Source organism: Candidatus Krumholzibacteriia bacterium (assembly GCA_029865265.1).
GTDB lineage: Bacteria > Krumholzibacteriota > Krumholzibacteriia > WVZY01 > JAKEHA01 > JAKEHA01.
Window position 1 is genome coordinate 98,940 of sequence record JAOUHG010000006.1, and the last position, 15,979, is coordinate 114,918.

At 66.2% G+C, this 15,979-nt stretch carries 10 protein-coding genes; 3 read left to right on the top strand and 7 right to left on the bottom strand.

Annotated elements, in window-relative coordinates; translation table 11 throughout:
• Positions 1-50: 50 nt before the first annotated feature.
• Positions 51-977, bottom strand: a complete 927-nt coding sequence (locus OEX18_04740; GenBank protein ID MDH4336567.1) for a LysR family transcriptional regulator — start codon at positions 975-977, stop codon at positions 51-53.
• Positions 978-1,461: 484 nt separating this feature from the next.
• Here OEX18_04740 and OEX18_04745 point away from each other — a divergent pair, with 484 nt between their 5' ends.
• On the top strand, positions 1,462-2,310 hold the full coding sequence (locus tag OEX18_04745; GenBank protein MDH4336568.1) for a formylglycine-generating enzyme family protein: 849 nt from the start codon (positions 1,462-1,464) through the stop codon (positions 2,308-2,310).
• Between the two features lie 117 nt (positions 2,311-2,427).
• Here the strand turns inward: OEX18_04745 and OEX18_04750 are convergent, their stop codons facing one another.
• Positions 2,428-4,188, bottom strand: a complete 1,761-nt coding sequence (locus OEX18_04750; protein ID MDH4336569.1) for a hypothetical protein — start codon at positions 4,186-4,188, stop codon at positions 2,428-2,430.
• A 299-nt stretch (positions 4,189-4,487) separates the two neighbouring features.
• Between OEX18_04750 and OEX18_04755 the strand changes: the two genes are divergently transcribed.
• Together OEX18_04755 and OEX18_04760 are read left to right on the top strand one after the other, a co-directional pair.
• Positions 4,488-5,561 carry a hypothetical protein gene (locus OEX18_04755; GenBank protein ID MDH4336570.1) on the top strand — a complete coding sequence of 358 codons (1,074 nt, stop codon included), beginning with the start codon at positions 4,488-4,490 and terminating at the stop codon, positions 5,559-5,561.
• A gap of 248 nt (positions 5,562-5,809) precedes the next feature.
• Complete coding sequence (locus OEX18_04760; protein ID MDH4336571.1) at positions 5,810-6,235, top strand: hypothetical protein; 426 nt, start codon at positions 5,810-5,812, stop codon at positions 6,233-6,235.
• Between the two features lie 19 nt (positions 6,236-6,254).
• Here the strand turns inward: OEX18_04760 and OEX18_04765 are convergent, their stop codons facing one another.
• From OEX18_04765 to OEX18_04785, 5 genes are all read right to left on the bottom strand, one after another.
• Complete coding sequence (locus tag OEX18_04765) at positions 6,255-7,649, bottom strand: MATE family efflux transporter (protein ID MDH4336572.1); 1,395 nt, start codon at positions 7,647-7,649, stop codon at positions 6,255-6,257.
• Positions 7,650-7,756: 107 nt separating this feature from the next.
• Positions 7,757-10,852, bottom strand: a complete 3,096-nt coding sequence (locus OEX18_04770; GenBank protein MDH4336573.1) for an efflux RND transporter permease subunit — start codon at positions 10,850-10,852, stop codon at positions 7,757-7,759.
• On the bottom strand, positions 10,849-13,950 hold the full coding sequence (locus tag OEX18_04775) for an efflux RND transporter permease subunit (protein ID MDH4336574.1): 3,102 nt from the start codon (positions 13,948-13,950) through the stop codon (positions 10,849-10,851). The genes OEX18_04770 and OEX18_04775 overlap by 4 nt, the downstream gene beginning before the upstream one ends.
• Complete coding sequence (locus tag OEX18_04780; GenBank protein ID MDH4336575.1) at positions 13,951-15,039, bottom strand: efflux RND transporter periplasmic adaptor subunit; 1,089 nt, start codon at positions 15,037-15,039, stop codon at positions 13,951-13,953.
• A 247-nt stretch (positions 15,040-15,286) separates the two neighbouring features.
• The gene (locus OEX18_04785; protein MDH4336576.1) at positions 15,287-15,949 is read right to left on the bottom strand and encodes a PorT family protein; all 663 of its coding nucleotides are present in this window, start codon (positions 15,947-15,949) and stop codon (positions 15,287-15,289) included.
• Positions 15,950-15,979 lie beyond the last annotated feature (30 nt).

Sequence of the window (15,979 nt, forward strand, 5' to 3'; positions counted from 1 at the left end):
TATAGCCCAGGAGCCCGTCCGCGGCGGGGCGTTTTCCGCCCCGGGCGGGGCTAGGCGCCGCGCTTGCGGGCCACCCGCTTGCCGGGGGCGAAGTAGTCGCGCAGGAAGTCCGCGAACTCTCCCGCGGCACGCGGCAGGGTGCGGTTCTTGCGCAGGTACAGCGTCACATCCTGGCTCATCACCAGCGGGGGGACGTCGAGGCGCGCCAGGACGCCGCGGCGGATGTCGGCGGCCACCGCGGTTTCGGGAAGGAACCCCAGGCCCATGCCGGCGATGACCATCTGCTTGATGGTGGCGGCGTTGGATGACTCCACCGAGTACTCGATCTTGAGCGACATGCGACGGAACAGCGCGTCGATCATGGATCGTGTGTGCATGCCCTCGCTGTATCCCACGAAGGGATAGGCCTCGAGGTCCCGCGGCACCGGCCGCGCGGCGCTGACCAGCGGATGGTCGGGGGGCGCCACCAGGAACATCTTGTTGCGCGTCAACGGGACCCCGGTGAGGTCGGGGTAGGCGCGCTCCCAGGGCACCACCACCATGTCCGCCTTGCCCTGGTAGAGCTGGTCCATGGCGCGCTCGGATTCGCGGAAGTCCAGGCGGATACGAACCTCGGGCGCGTGGGCCCGGAACGCCGTCAGCAGGTCGGGCAGGACGTAAATCCCGATGCTGTTCACGGTACAGACGGTCACCGAGGCCGACACCACCGGCTCGGTCTTCTGGAAGTCGGCCACCAGGCGGTCCACCTCCGCGAATACGCGCTCCGCCACCTCGTAGGCCCGCTGGCCGGCGTCGGTGAGCACCACGCCGTTACGCCGCCGGTCGAACAGCGTCCCGCCCAGCGCGTTCTCCAGCGCCCGCACCTGAACACTCAGGGCGGACTGGGAAACGAGGAGTTCACGCGCGGCCCGCGTGAAGCTGCCGCGCCGGGCCACTTCGAAGAAGTAGTGGAGATGGTTGAGGTTGATGGTAGCCATAGCTTTTATAGATAATTACAATATACATTTTCTATTTTACGAATAGCAAGCCCCCTCCTATATTGGTTCTCGAAGCCGGTACCGACGGGTAGGACATGCGGCAACCGTTCGGATACCAATGGGTTGAGGCGGACGGTATCGGCTTCACAGAATTGATCCGCAAAGCCAACAGGAAGAGGAAACGGCGCGAGTCCCTAGTCCAATCCCCCAAGATCGCGCCTTCTTCGGTCCCCACCAGAGGAAGGCGGCGGGCCCTTAAAAGCACGCTGCCTTCCGACCCTTTTATCGATGTTCATATCGCGGGCTCCCCCCACCGGGAGCCCGCATCATTTCCGGCAAGCGGTGAGGCCGGAATGGGTTCCGACTCCATAACGTCAGAAGCGATTAAGGGTTTACTCGCCGTGGCCGCGGGTCGTAGAGTCTGCCAAAGGGCCAGCCTCACCCTGCCGGAGGCAGCCGGGCCCAGTGCTTCCCAAGAAACAACATGCGACCTGTTCTCGCCTTGCTATCCATCCCGGTGCTCTGCCTGGCCCTCGTGGCCGCGGCGCGCACCCAGGGGGATTCCACGGCCGTTGCCCGGCCGGATGCGATTCCCCCGGTGCAGGGCATGGTCTTCGTGCCGGCCGGCGAATTTCTGATGGGCAGCACGGCCGACGACGTCCTCAAGTGGGCGGACGTCGACGAATTCCCCCAGCGGCGGGTGTGGGTGGACGATTTCTACATCGACGTCCACGAGGTCACCAACGCGCAGTACAAGGTGTTCCTGGACTCCACCGACACCGAGGCCCCGTCGCGCTGGATCGACCGCAAGTACGGCATCGGCGAGGACGGTTTCCCGGTGGTGTCGATCACCTGGGAGGAGGCGGTTGCGTACGCGAAGTTCGTGGGCAAGCGGCTGCCCACGGAGGCCGAGTGGGAGAAGGCCGCACGCGGGACGGACGGGCGCACGTACCCCTGGGGCGAGGGCTTCAACCGCACCCACGCCAACAACGGTGAGCACCCGCTGCAGATCATGCACTACCCCACCGGGGTGAGCCCCTACGGGTGCTGGGACATGGCCGGGAACGTGGCGGAGTGGGTGGATGGCGACTACGAGGCGTATCCGCGCGGACCGGACGACCAGCTCCCCAAGGGTGTCCCCGACCGCCGCGAGGTGTTCAGCACCGAGCGCCGCGTCTACCGCGGGGGCTCGTGGAACACCTTTCAGAAGTACCTGCGCTGCGCCAACCGCGAGAGCACCCAGCAGGGCAAGCGCTGGCTGTACGTGGGCTTCCGCTGCGCGATGGACCCGCCCTGGCACAACGCCGTCGACGACACATCCCCCCGACAGTAGAGACTTCCGGGCGGGCGCGAGGCCGGTCCGACGCGATTTCCGCAGCGCGATTTCAAATGTCTCGCGCGAGGACCATGAGCGGAGGAGCGGTCTCGTGCCCGCCCCAGTCTATCCAGGTCAGCGGGGCGCGCGCAGCTTCTGCAGCAGGTCGCGGACGGGGGTGTTGGCGGGGTCGAGGGCGAGGGCGCTTTCCAGCGCTGTGATTGCTCCCTGCGTGTCGCCACGCGACATTCTTGCCAGCCCCAGGTCGATCCAGGCGCGCAGGTACCCCGGCGATTCCATGGTGAGGCGCTCGAGTTCGGCGATGGCGCGGTCGAACGCTTCCGGCGTATGCCGTTCGCCCGCAAACGTCATCGGGTGGTAGGAACGGTAGGCGTGCGTGCCCAGCCAGGTCGAGTCCGCCGCGGCGCGCGACACGTACACGAACGCCTGCTCGTCCATGTGCACCAGGTCCCAGGTGTCGTGCCACACGATGAGCGACTTGTGCACGTTGTGCATGCCGGCGTCGGCGCGCTCCGGCGCGGGGATGATGAACGAATCCACCCCGTACTTCCCGATCACGCCGCGCAGCGCGGGCGCGTTGGTCTGCCCGCGCAGGAAGTCCTCGTACACGCCGGCATCGAAGTTGCGCCCGTCGATGAACGTCTGCCGCTCGCCATACAGACGCCACAGCATGTACGACCCGTAGCCGATGGTGTGATAGGGCCGGTGCGCGACGTTCTCGTCGACCACGAAGGCAAGTGCTCGTTGCGGCAACAGGTCGGGCGCCGGCTTCGCAACCAGCAGCCCGCGCGCGAGCACAATCAGCAGCAGCGTCGTCACCAGGCCGATCATCCGCCACGTCGCCGCCGGCAGCCGCCGCACGGCAAACCCCGTCACCAGCGACGAACGCACCAGCATCACCGACGCCATCACCGCGGTGACCAGGCCGAATTCCACCCGAAACCGGTGCGACTGCAGCGAGAGCCACGCGGTGGCGGCGATCATGAACAGCGGCGCGAGCGGCACGCGCGGCAGGCTGGCGAGCAGCGCCAGCGCCGCGACCCCCAGCAGAATCTCGTACCAGGGATGAAAACCGGCGCCGGCGATGGCCGCATCGAACGGCGACTTCCACTCCAGGGTGAAGCGCGAGATCAACTCGTGCTGGCTCGTATCGAACGGCTGGATGAGAAACGCACGCGGGTTGGGGTTGACGACGCACACCAGCAGCATCGCCCCCACCAGCAGGGCCGCGCGGCGGTAATCGTGGCGGTGCAGCGGCCGCGCAAACGGCAGCCGGCCGGCCAGCCACTCGCCCGCGAAGAAGATGGCCGCCAGCGCCGGACCGAGCAGGAAGCTGGAGTGAAACTGCACCCACGCCAGCTGCACCAGCAGCGGCAACACGAAGAACGCGCGGCCGCGGCGTTCATGCGCGGTGAGCAGGAACACGAGCAGCCAGGCCAGAAAGACATACTCGAACAGCTGACCGCGGTCGGTGAAGCGTCCGTGCGCGGTCACCAGCGCCACCACCACCAGCGGGGCAGCCATGGCCCACGCCACACCCCCGGCGCGCAGCGCGCGAAACACGAGCGCCGCAATTGCCCCCGCCATCGCCACCCGCAGCACACCGATGGCGGTCATGCCCCCGAGCTGGTGCAGACCGAAGTAGACCAGCGCGGACAACCAGCTCTGCGGCGACCACGCCGCGCCGGGAACGGTGAAAGTGAACGGGTCAGCGTAGATGTAGGCGTGGGTGTCCGCCATGCGGCGTCCCACCGCCATCAGCCACCACAGGTCGAGGTCGGGCGGCGGACTGGCAACGATGGCCATGGCGAACAACGTCGCCACGGCCGCCGTGATAGAATCGAGGGAGAATTTGCGCGGGCTGTTTGCGGTCATGGTGGATCGTGGAACCGCCGCCTCCGGTGCCGGCGGGCCTGTACGGCCGGGGACACGTGTCCCCTCCCGGTGTACCTGACGGGGCACCCGGGCAGGCCGGGCGCGCCCCGGGCGGCCCCCGCCGCCGCGCTGAACTGCTTTCAGCACATTATCTTACGCCGACGGGCGGCGCAACCCCCTTGTGCGGCATGCGCATTGCCAATTCAGGGTGACGGCGTGCCTCACCCGGCCGCCACCAAATTCGCAAAGCGCCCCGGTGCCGGAACACCGGCGAGGAAACCCTTGGAAGGAGTGGCTCCATGAAACGCACCCGGACATTCTTCAGCCTGCTCATGCTCACCATGCTTGTCGTGTGGGTGGCGGCGGGATGTGACAACGCCGCCGACACCGACACGGCCAACGACCTGTCGTCCCGGGTTCAGACCGAGAACCTCGACGATCCCTACGGAGGCTTCAACACCGCCGATGAGGCGCCCGCGTTCGACGAAGCGGGTCTCGCAGCCGATTACGGCCCGCTCGGCGACATGGAGGTGGACGACGACGTCGACACCACCCGCACCGATCATCGCCGGCAGCATCACTATCTGATGATCACGTGGGGCAACCTGCGCGCCGACTCGCTGATCGACTTTTCCACCGACTGGACCGGCGGCCTGTGCGCCGAGAACGCGGTGGTGGTGGTCAAGCGCCTCATTCGTTTCGATGCACACGACGAGTTGCTGCCGCGGACGACGCGCCAGTGCGTGGAGTGGATCTCCCACACCCGCCCGCACTACGACGGCATTCTGGTTGAATTGCTGCCCATGCGCTGCGACTCGGTCTCGCTGGCGACGGTCAACGACCGCCGTTGCGAGAAGCCCATCTCGGTGACGTTCAAGACGGGACCGCTGACGGTCACCATCGATGAGGAGGACCTGGCCAACCTGCACCGGGTGGTCACGGTGGACGACGCGGGCAACGCGGTTGCGTTCAACACCCTGATGCGCGCGCCGGGCGACTGTGCCGGCGGATTCCTGGCCGGCCAGTGGAAGCCGGTGGAGGACGAACGCATCGACGGCCGTTTCCGCGGCAAGTGGGTGAGCGAAAACGGCATGCACATGGGCTACCTGCGCGGCGTCTACGGTGTCAACGGCCGCAACGAGCACGTCTTCTTCGGCAAGTGGGTCACCGAGGGTGGCCGCTTCCAGGGCCTGCTCAAGGGCCACTACGGGATGCTCCCCGCGACCAGCGCGCGCCGGGCCGACGGCTGGTTCGAGGGCGTGTGGTACTCGCGCCAGCTGGACGTGGCGGGTGCCCTGGGTGGCTCGTGGTGCACCAGCGACGAGGTGGACGGCGGCTTCTTCCGCGGACGCTGGAAGGCGCGCTGCCGCTGACGAAACCCTGACGTTCAACGCCTGAACGCCAACACGAAAGCCCCCGCGGTCGCAGTGATCGCGGGGGCTTCGTGTTTTCAATGCAACGCGGATGCAACCGCGCAAGCGCACCCCCGGCCGGGCCGGTGTCAACCGAACACTCTTGCGTATGCGTTGCGCCCGGGTCCGCGGAGCCATACACTGAGAAGGTGCGATACCGGCCACCAGCATGGGGATGGGCGATTGGGCCCGCGGTGGCGGGCCTGCTCATGGCCTCCGGGTGCGAGAGCGACCCGGTGGACGGGGCCGCGCCACTGAGCCGGTGCGACGACGGACTGCGCCGGGTGATCTTCCGGCTGGACACGGGCGCCGACGTGGTCCGCTGCGTCGAAATCGACACCGCGCTGGCGTCGTCCTCACCCGATTGCACGGTGATGGTGTGGACGGCACCGGCCAACCGCCGCCACGACGAGGGCCTGCGCTACGAAGTGAGCGCGCTGGACAGCACCACGCCCTGCGGCTCGGAGTTCTTCTTCGCGGTGGTGCAGAACTCGGCGGGGGGCTACACCTACTTCGACGGCCAGGTGCGACGCGGTTTCGACACCGGCAGCGGCCCCTTCGCCACCGGCGTCTACGAAGTCATCAACTACCAGCAGACCCTGGTGGGCATCGGCCACTTCGAGTTCTGGGAATAGGCGGCCGCCTTCGCGGTCATCACACCTGTTTCTGTTTCCAGCCGCCACGGCGGAAGAACCATATGGCCAGCAGCCCCAGCAGCGACTCCGAAATTACGATCGACCAGTATACCCCCGACGCGCCCACGTCCAGCACCATGGCCAGCAGGTAGGCCAGCGGAATTTCGATCAACCAGAAGCACACCAGGTTGAGACGGGTGGGGGTCACGGTGTCGCCGGCGCCGTTGAACGCCTGCACCATCACCATCCCCCACGCGTAGAAGAGATAGCCGTACGACACCGTGCGCAGGCACTCCGCACCCGCCGCCACCACGCCGGGCTCCGCGGTGAAGATACGCACCAGGGGCTGGTCGAGCAGAACGTAGCCCAGGCCCACCAGACCCAGCAGGGCCATGTTGGCCCAGCCCACCATCCACACCGAGCGTTCGGCCCGCTCCGGCTGTTGCGCGCCCAGGTTCTGCCCCACCAGTGTCGCCGCCGCGTTGCTCAACCCCCACGCGGGCATGAAGGTGAACATGATGATACGCACCGCGATGGTGTACCCGGCCAGCACCTCGCTGCCGAAGGTGGCCATGATGCGCACCAGTCCCACCCAGCTCGAGGTGGCAATGATCAGCTGACCGATTCCCCCCAGCGACACCCGCACCAGGCGCAGCATCACGGCGGCGTTCACGCGCACCTGGACGGCGAGGACACGGATATGTTTGGCGCCGCGCAACAGGATGAACAACTGCATGGCCACGCCGATGGCGCGGCCGATGTTGGTCGCGAGTGCGGCGCCCTCGATGCCCATCTGCGGCAGCGGGCCCCATCCGCGGATCAAGGCCGGATCCAGCACGATGTTGATGCCGTTGGCCACCCACAGCACCCGCATGGCGGTTGCGGCGTCGCCCGCGCCGCGAAAGATGGCGTTGCACACGAAGATCAGCATGATCACCACGTTGCCGCCCAGCATCCACACCGTGTAGCGGTACCCGTGCTCGATGCTCCACGCATCCGCTCCCATCAGCGCCAGCACTTTTTTCGCAAAGAAGAGTCCCACCAGCGCGATGGGGATGGAGGCAACCACGCCCACGATGACCGCCTGCACCGCCGTGTCCGCGGCCTCGCGCGGGTTCTTCTCCCCTACGCGGCGCGCCACCATCGCCGTGGTTCCCATGGCCAGTCCGATGGCAATGGCATAGACCAGCGTGATGATGGACTCGGTGATGCCCACCGTGGCCACCGCGGACGCGCCCAGAGACGCCACGAAGAACACGTCCACCACCGCAAAGACCGATTCGAGCGCCATCTCCAGGATCATGGGAATGGCGAGCAGCACCACGGCGCGGCGAATACTGCCGCGGGTGTAGTCCTGCTCGGTGCCACGTATGGCATCCAGCACGTCGCGCATCAATGAACGGAATCGGGACATGGGGGGGTAACGCTAGCAGATGGCCGAGTACAACGTCAAAGCGCCCGGCTTCGCGCATGCAGTCGGCGAAACCGGGCGCCTGTTGACGGGGCGCGTGGCGCGTGGACTCAGTCTGCCAGCGCCTCCGCCGGCTTGCGGATGCGCAGCAGCACCAGGAGCTTCAGGACCATGCGGCCCACCCAGTTGGTGCCGTCTTCGACCAGCGTGGTGGTGGTGGGCAGGAGGATCAGGGTGAGGAAGGTCGACAGCAGCAGCCCGCCCATGATGACCAGCGCCATCGAATAGTAATACACGCCGCCCAGCGACGGTTTCTGAACCACCATCGGAATGAGTGACACCAGGGTGGTGAAGGCGGTCATCATGATGGGGCGCAGGCGTTCGCGGCATCCGCGCAGCAACGCGTCGTAGCGCGTCATGCCCACGCCGCGGTAGTGGTTGACGTGCGCCAGCATCACGATGCCGTTGTTGACCACGGTGCCGATCAGCAAGAGCAGCCCGACCGCCGCGGGCTGGTCGAAGTCGGTGCCCGTCATATAGAGCGTCCAGAACGCGCCCGCCAGCGCGAACGGCAACGCCAGCAACAGCGTGATGGCCTGCCTGACGGACTCGAAGATCGACGCCATCACCACGAAGATCAGCATCAGCGCCAGCAGCAGGTTGGTGAGGAACTCCTGCGTCTTCTCCTTGCGCCGCTCCTCCCAGCGCCCGAAGGTCCACGAGTATCCATAGGGCATCGACACGCCGTTCATGGCGGCGGTCACCAGCGGCATGTACTCCTCGCGCGTGCCTTCTTCGAAGCGCGCGCCACACCACAGGCTGGTGAGGCGGTTGTCTCGGTTGATGTCCGTCGGGCCTTCCTTCTGGGTGAACGTCGCCAGTGAGGCCAGCGGGATCTTCTCCCCCGCGGCCGTCCACAGCGGCAGGTTGCGCAGTTGCGCCACCGACTCGGTTTCCTTTTCGTCCAGCGTCACGCGCATCTCGCGCTCGCCGTCGGGGGTCCGGAACCGCTGCAGGCGCTGACCGCGGAAGGTCAGCCCCACCACCTGCGCCGGCTGCATGGGGGAAACACCCAGCCGCGAGGCCATGTCGCGGTCGATCTCCACGTGGATCTCCTCGTTACCCTCGCGATCGCCGCGCCAGCCGCCCGCGAAGGGGTCGATGAGGCCCGGTATGTCCTCGAGGCGCCGTTTGACCTCCTCGCCGATCTCCTGCAGCGTCTCCGAATCCTCCCCCACCACCTGCAGCGCGATGCGCTTGCCGCGATCCTGCCTCCAGAACTGGTTGTTCTCCATGATCTCGAACTTGGTGCCCGCGATCTCCGGCAGCATCGTACGCAACCGTTTGCGCACCTCGGCGATGTTCTCCTCGTCGGCCTCGCCCTCCTTGAGGTAGATGCGGGTCATGGTCCAGCGATCGCTCCAGAAGCTGTAGATGGAGCGCGCCATCAGTTCATCGCGGTGCGGCTCCAGCGCCGCCTCGAGCTTGTCGACGAAGTCTTCCTTGTGTTCCAGGCTCAGGTTCTCACTGAAGTCGTAGTTCACCTGGACGAACAGCTCGCTCTCGCTGGTGTCGAAGTTCTTGTCCACCTTGGTGAACGGGATGTACGCGGATGCCAGCGCCGCCACCAGCACCACCGGTGCCAGCCACCGGTGCTTGAGGTTGAACACGAGCGTGCGGCTGTAGAGGGATTCCGCCCTGAGCATGGTGCGCGTCTTGGGCTTGGGCCGGGAGCGGATGAACCACGACGTCGCCAGTGGAATCAGCGTCTGGCTGATGAACAGCGAGGCCAGGATGACGATGCATACGCTGATGCCCAGCTCCTTGAGATACAGGTTCATCTCGCTGGGCTTGTTGAAGATGAGCGGCAGGAACACGATCACCGAGGTGAGCGTGGCCGCGGTCACCGCCACGGCGACTTCCGCCGCGCCCTGGCGGGTTGCGGTGCGGGTGTCCTCGCCCTCCTCCTGGTGCCGGAAGATGTTCTCGATGACCACCACCGCGTTGTCCACCAGCATGCCGATGGCGACGATCAGTCCCAGCAGCGCCAGCGTGTTCATGGAGCCGCCACGCGCCCAGATGAAGCCGCAGGCGACGATCAACGAGAACGGAATGCACGCCACCGAGACCAGCGTGGTGGAGACCCGGCGCAGGAACAGGTACAGCGTCAGCGCAGCCAGGATCGCGCCGAAGATCCCCGTGTACATGAGGTCCCCGAGCGTCTTCTTGATCTCCTTGCCCTGGCTGAACCAGGTGAGGAAGTTGACGCCCTCCAGCTCCGGATCCGAGTTCATCTGCTGAATGCGCTTGTCGACCGCGTCACACACCTCCACCGTGTTGGCCTTGGACTCCTGGGTGATGGTGACGCCGATGGCGAAGTCGCCATCGAGATGACGGCCGTACTCCAGCGGCGGCTCCTCATAGCGCACGTCGGCCACGTCGCGCAGGCGCAGGCCGTCCTCGCGGATGGCCAGGTTCTCGATCTCCTCCACCGAGGTGAACGTCCCCACCGTGCGCAACGACCAGCGCGAGTCGCCGTCGGTGACCTTGCCCAGCGACTGGTCGAAGTTGGAGGAACGCAGGAGATCGATGACGTCGCGCACGTCCATACCGTGCGCTTCCAGACTGGCGACGTTGAGGTTGATCCGCACTTCGCGCGGGTTCACGCCGTCCAGACGCACGCCCGCCACGCCTGGAATGCGTTCCAGCGGTTTGACGATGCGCCGCTCCAGCAGGTCCCAGCTCTCGCTCAGGTCCTTCTTGGACGACAGGCGTCCCTCGATGATGGGCATATCGGACTCGCGGGAGTCCCAGTTGTTGGACACCTGGATGTCGCCCATGTCGTCGGGGAGGTCGCGGCGCGTGCGGTCGATCTTTTCCCAGATTTCGGTGCGCGCCACCTTCATGTTCTGCGACCAGTCGAACTCCAGTCCGATGGTCGCGCCCTGGTCGTCGATGTGCGCCCACATGTTGCGCAGGCCGCCCACCGAACCCAGCGCTTCCTCCACCGGGCGCACCACCAGGCGCTCCACCTGCGCGGGCGACGCGTTCTGATACGGGAGCTGCACGAAGATCAGTGGCTGCTCGAAGTCCGGCAGGAAGGCGAGCGGCAGCCGGAACAGCGCAACCGTGCCCATCACCACGAGGCTCACGATGATCATGAGCATGGTGACGTGTCGCTTGATGGCAATTTCCGGAAGTGTCATGACACACCTGCGTTCTGTTGCGTTTCCACCGTCACCTTTGAAGGCACCGCCACGTACGCCGCGGGAATGACCACCAGGGTCAGCAGCGTGCTGATGGCCAGCCCGAACAGCACCGTGATCGCGAGCGGCGAGCGCAGTTCGGCGCCCTCGCCCCACGCGATGGCCATGGGAATCAGGCCGAGCACGGTGGTGAGCGTGGTCATCAGGATGGGGCGCAACCGGATGTGCCCCGCGCGCACCACAGCCTCTCTCTTCTCGATCCCGACGCGCCGCAGCCGGTTGATCGCGTCGATCAGAACGATGGCGTTGTTGACCACGATGCCAACCAGCAGCACCGCACCGATCAGCACCATCACGCTGATCTCCGTGCGTGTCACCAGCAACCCGATGACCGCGCCCACCAGCGCGAGCGGAATCGTGAACAGCACGATGAAGGGATGGATGAACGATTCAAACGTCGCCGCCATCACCAGGTACACGAGAAAGATGGCGAGCAGGATGGCAAAGCGCAGGCTCGCAAACGACACCTGCATCTCGGCGTTCTGGCCGCCGATTTCCGAGGTGATGCCGGTGGGCGGCGGGTTGTCCGCCAGCGCCGTGCGCACGTCTCCCACCGCGGCTCCGAGGCTGCGGCCCTCGAGGTTGGCGCTCACCACCGCGGCGCGCTGCTGCTGCAACCGGTGGATCTCCGCCGGGCCCTCGTCGACGCGCACGTCCGCCACCGAAGTCAGGCGGATGGAGGAGCCGTCCGAGGCGGGCAGCACCAGGTTGCGCACGTCCGCAATCGAGGTCCGGTCCGACTCCTGGTTGCGGATGCGCACGTCGATCTGGCGATCCGCCTCCTTGAATCGCGTCGGCACCACGCCCTGCACGCGGCCCTGCAACGTCTGCGACAACGTCCCCAGGTCGAGCCCCAGCGCGGCCACGCGGTCGCGGTCGAAGATGACCTGCAGCTCCGGGTTCCCCGCCTCGAGCGAGGATCGCACGTCCACCAGGCCGGGCACGTTTTCGAGCGTGCGCGAAAGATCCAGCGAGTAGTCGCGCAGGAGTTCCAGATCCTCTCCAAAGAGGATCACCTCGATCGGCGTCTTCAGGCTGAAATACGACGGGCGCCCGAACTTGGCCTCCACGTCGGGCATGGCGGCAAAGCGATCCCGCATTTCGTTCACCACCGCTTCCTCCACCATATCGTTGCTCTTGTCCTTGAGCGCCACGTTGACCTGTCCGAAGTGCTCACCCAGTGCGTTGACGGACATCCCGCCCGCGATGAGCCGGCTACCGATGCGCGCGTAGCTGTGATCCACGCGGTCGTCCTGATCGGCAACGCGCTCGATCTCCTGCACCACGCGGTCGGTGGCGTTGAGCGAACTCCCCTCGGGGAGTTTCACTTCAAAGAAGAACTCGCCCTCGGTGAGCGGCGGAATCAGTTCCGTGCCGAGAAAGCGGGTGGAGAACATGACCACCGCAAACAGCCCGAATGCGACCGACAGGGTGACCCGCGATCGACCCACCGCCGCCCTCACGATGCGGTCGTACACGCGCGAGAACGCGCCCAGTGTGAGTCTGGTGCCGGCCTCGTCCATGCCGGAGTCGTCGGTGAGAACCGGCGGCCCCTCGACGTCGGCCTTGCGCACCGGCTGGCCCAGCGCGCTCAGCATGGGAATCAGCGTGAGCGCCAGCGCGAGTGACGCGAGCAGGCTGATGCTCACCGTCATGGCCTGGTCGCGGAACAGCTGTCCAGCGATGCCCTCCACGAACACGATGGGCAGGAACACCGCCACCGTGGTGGCGGTGGAGGCGGCGACCGCCGCACCCACCTCGTCGGCGCCTTCCAGCGCGGCGCGCGCCAGCGACAGGCCCGCCTTCTTCTTGCGGAATATGGATTCGAGCACCACGATGGAGTTGTCCACCAGCATGCCCACACCCAGCGTGAGCCCGCCCAGCGACATCACGTTGAGCGAGATGTCGAGCCGGTACATGATCATGAACGTCGCAATGACCGAGAGTGGGATGGAGAGCGCGATGATCACCGTACTGCGCACCTCGCGCAGGAACAGAAACAGCACGATGATGGCCAGGATACCGCCGATGATGGCGGAGTTGCGCACCTCGCGGATCGACTGCTCGATGAAGTGCGACTGGTCGAACATCGACGAGAGCTCATAGCCCTCGGGGAGCTTCTTCTTCCACTCATCCATGCGCTGGCGCAGCAGACGCGACACGGTGACGGTATTGGCGTCGCCTTCCTTGAAAACGGCGATCTCCACGCACTCCTTGCCGTTGTAGCGCGTGATCTCCTCGCGCTCCTTGGAGCCCATGGTGACACTGGCCACGTCGCGCAGGCGCACCGCGGCGCCGTCGCGCTCGGCGACGATCACCGACCCGATCTCCTCGACGGTGTCGAACTCGTTGAGGGTGCGGATGATGAAGTGTGAGTCACGCCCGCGCAGGGATCCGCCCGGCAGGTTGATGTTGGACACGCCCACCGCCTCGCGCACCCGGTCCAGCGGGATGCCCATGGCGGCCAGGCGCTCCTGGTCCACGTCCACCTGGATCTCGTCCTCCAGACCGCCCTTGACCTGGGCGGCGGCCACGCCCTTGAGGGTCTCGAGGTCGAGCTTGATCTTGCGGTCGGCGAGGTTGCGCATGTCGTTGAGCCCGCCGTCTCCGGAAAGCGCGATGCGCATGATGGGGTCGAGCGACGGATCGTAGCGCAGGACGATGGGGCTTTCAGCCTCGTCGGGCAGAATGATGCGGTCGAGCTTCTCGCGGACCTCCATGGACAGCATGTCCATGTCCGAGTCCCAGTCGAACTCCAGCGTCACCTCGGAGGCGCCCGGCCGCGACACCGAGTGGATGGACTTGAGCCCGCGCAGCACACCCACCGCTTCCTCCACGGGGCGCGTGATCAGGTACTCCACTTCGGGCGGCGCGGTGTCCGGGAAATCGGTCTGGATGGTGATGGAGGGATAGGAGATGTCCGGGAACAGCTCAATGGGCAGGCGCTCGTAGCCCACCATCCCGAACGCTGCGACGGCAAACGCGGCCATCACCACGGTCACCCGCCGCCTGACCGCCATCGCGATCAGTGAGCGCATCTATGAACCATCCCGGGTGACAGCGGAGTCCGTCACCTGGGCCGCCTCGGTGTTGTCCAGGATCTTGATGGCCGCGCCGTTCTTGAGCGTGCGCTGACCCTTCACCACCACGCGTTCGCCCTCGGTCACGCCGGTGAGAATCTCGGCGTTCCTGTCGTCCTGGAACCCGATCTCCACCACGCGACGCTCGGCGGTGCTATCGGCGGAGACATACACCACCTGCTCGCCCCGGTCGTTCACCAGTGCCACCTTGGGAACCAGCGTACGGTTGACGCGCCGTTCGGTGACAATGCTCACCTGCGCGAAGTCGCCCGGGCGCACGCCCGGCGGATAGGTCGGAATCTCGATGGTGACCTTGATGGTGCCACTGCTGGGATCGATCACGGGGCTCACCAGTTTGATGCGCCCGCGCAGGCGTGTGCCGTTGCTCTCGAGCGTAAGATCCACCGGCTGGTCGGCCTGCAGCTTGTTGAACTCCTTGGCCGGAACGTGCACGCGTGCGAGCAGCGGCGTGAAGTCGGACAGCACGAAGAGCTGCGTCCCCACGTTGATGTTCTGCCCCACGTCGACGCTGCGCGCGACCACGCGGCCGGTGAACGGCGCGGTGACGCGGGTGTAGGACAGGTTCAGCTCGGCCATGCCCTCCGCCGCCTGCGCGGCGGCGAGGTTGTTGGAAAGCGTCTCGAACTCCTCCGGAGAAACCAGTTCCTGCTCGCGCATCTGCTCCAGCCGCGCCACCCTGGCCTCCAGGTCCATGCGCGCCGACTGGGCCTGCTCGTAGCGGTAGCGGTACTCGTCGTTGTCGACCAGGAGCAGCTCGGCCCCCTCCTGGACCACGTCGCCCTCCTCGCACCACAGCTTCTGCACCACGCCGGAGACCCGCGAGAGAATGGTGGCTTCCTTCTCGGCCGCCAGTGTCGCCGTGGCGGTGTAATAGCTGGCGATCTCGCCGCTGCCCACCAGAGCAACCGCCACCGGCACCGGAGCCTCGCCGGCACCCCCGGGGCCGCCCCCCGGACCGCCGGCCTGGGCCTGGCCGGCGTCTCCCTTCTTGCCACAGCCGGCCAGCAGCAGGGCCACGGCCAGCACAGTAAGTGCTTGTTTTATAAATAGATAGAACGTATCACGGCGGGGGGTTGAAGGCATAACGGGCAACCTTGCTTGTAAATGGTATGGGGCCCCGGGGTCCTGAGTTCTTGCGGGACTCCCTGGGGCCAGTCACCCGGGTGGCGGGGACCCGGTCAGCCGTGGCTGTTATAGACGGTAATAATACGCGATTGGCTGGGTCGAGTTGCGCTCATTTCCGGGGCCGGGCGGGACCGGCCGGGCACCGCCGTCACCCGCCGATCGGAAATCCCACGCCGGCTATGAACACCCATCCCCGGTTCTTGATGTCCAGGTCGCCCGGCGCAAGCAGGAGGGCCTGCCCCAGGCCGTCGTCGACGGTCGTGAGACCGAGCTGGTAGCGACCATCCACCTCGATGGACACACTCCCCACGTCGAACGAGGCGCCCAGGCCGAAGGCCAGGGCGAACTCGAACGAGGCAATGTAGTCCTTGATGTCCACCGAGCCGCCAAAATCACCGATCGACGCGGCGAGTTTGCTGCTGGTGTTGAAGGCGAAGACCGGCCCCGCGAACGCACTCAGCGCGGCGCTCTCCGACGCCGGCACCTGGCCGACGAGCAGAACCGGAAACTCGATATAGTCGAACTTGAAGGTTGCCGAGGCATTGGCCGAGTCCTCGCTGGCGCCCTTCATATGGTACAGACCCTCGAGGCGGATTCCGAAGTTTGGCGAAACGTCCACCTGGGCGAACACGCCGCCGGCGAAACCGGTGCGATTGCCCAGCTCGGAGTCGATGACGTCATCACCACCCAGGTCGGACAGCGCGAGGCCGCCCTTGAAACCCAGGGTCCACTGTGCATCCGCCGCCACGGCGGGGCCCACCAGGGGCCCCGCCAGCAGCGCGACGATGATGATACTCAGCAACTGTTTCATGAGTTCACCTCTCCGCCGTGCGGCAGCGGC

What these genes read in the sequence shown, in the direction of transcription:
- OEX18_04740 (MDH4336567.1), bottom strand. Translation starts at nt 977, where the DNA reads ATGGCTACCATCAACCTCAACCATCTCCACTACTTCTTCGAAGTGGCC.
- OEX18_04745 (MDH4336568.1), top strand. Translation starts at nt 1,462, where the DNA reads ATGCGACCTGTTCTCGCCTTGCTATCCATCCCGGTGCTCTGCCTGGCC.
- OEX18_04750 (MDH4336569.1), bottom strand. Translation starts at nt 4,188, where the DNA reads ATGACCGCAAACAGCCCGCGCAAATTCTCCCTCGATTCTATCACGGCG.
- OEX18_04755 (MDH4336570.1), top strand. Translation starts at nt 4,488, where the DNA reads ATGAAACGCACCCGGACATTCTTCAGCCTGCTCATGCTCACCATGCTT.
- OEX18_04760 (MDH4336571.1), top strand. Translation starts at nt 5,810, where the DNA reads ATGGCCTCCGGGTGCGAGAGCGACCCGGTGGACGGGGCCGCGCCACTG.
- OEX18_04765 (MDH4336572.1), bottom strand. Translation starts at nt 7,649, where the DNA reads ATGTCCCGATTCCGTTCATTGATGCGCGACGTGCTGGATGCCATACGT.
- OEX18_04770 (MDH4336573.1), bottom strand. Translation starts at nt 10,852, where the DNA reads ATGACACTTCCGGAAATTGCCATCAAGCGACACGTCACCATGCTCATG.
- OEX18_04775 (MDH4336574.1), bottom strand. Translation starts at nt 13,950, where the DNA reads ATGCGCTCACTGATCGCGATGGCGGTCAGGCGGCGGGTGACCGTGGTG.
- OEX18_04785 (MDH4336576.1), bottom strand. Translation starts at nt 15,949, where the DNA reads ATGAAACAGTTGCTGAGTATCATCATCGTCGCGCTGCTGGCGGGGCCC.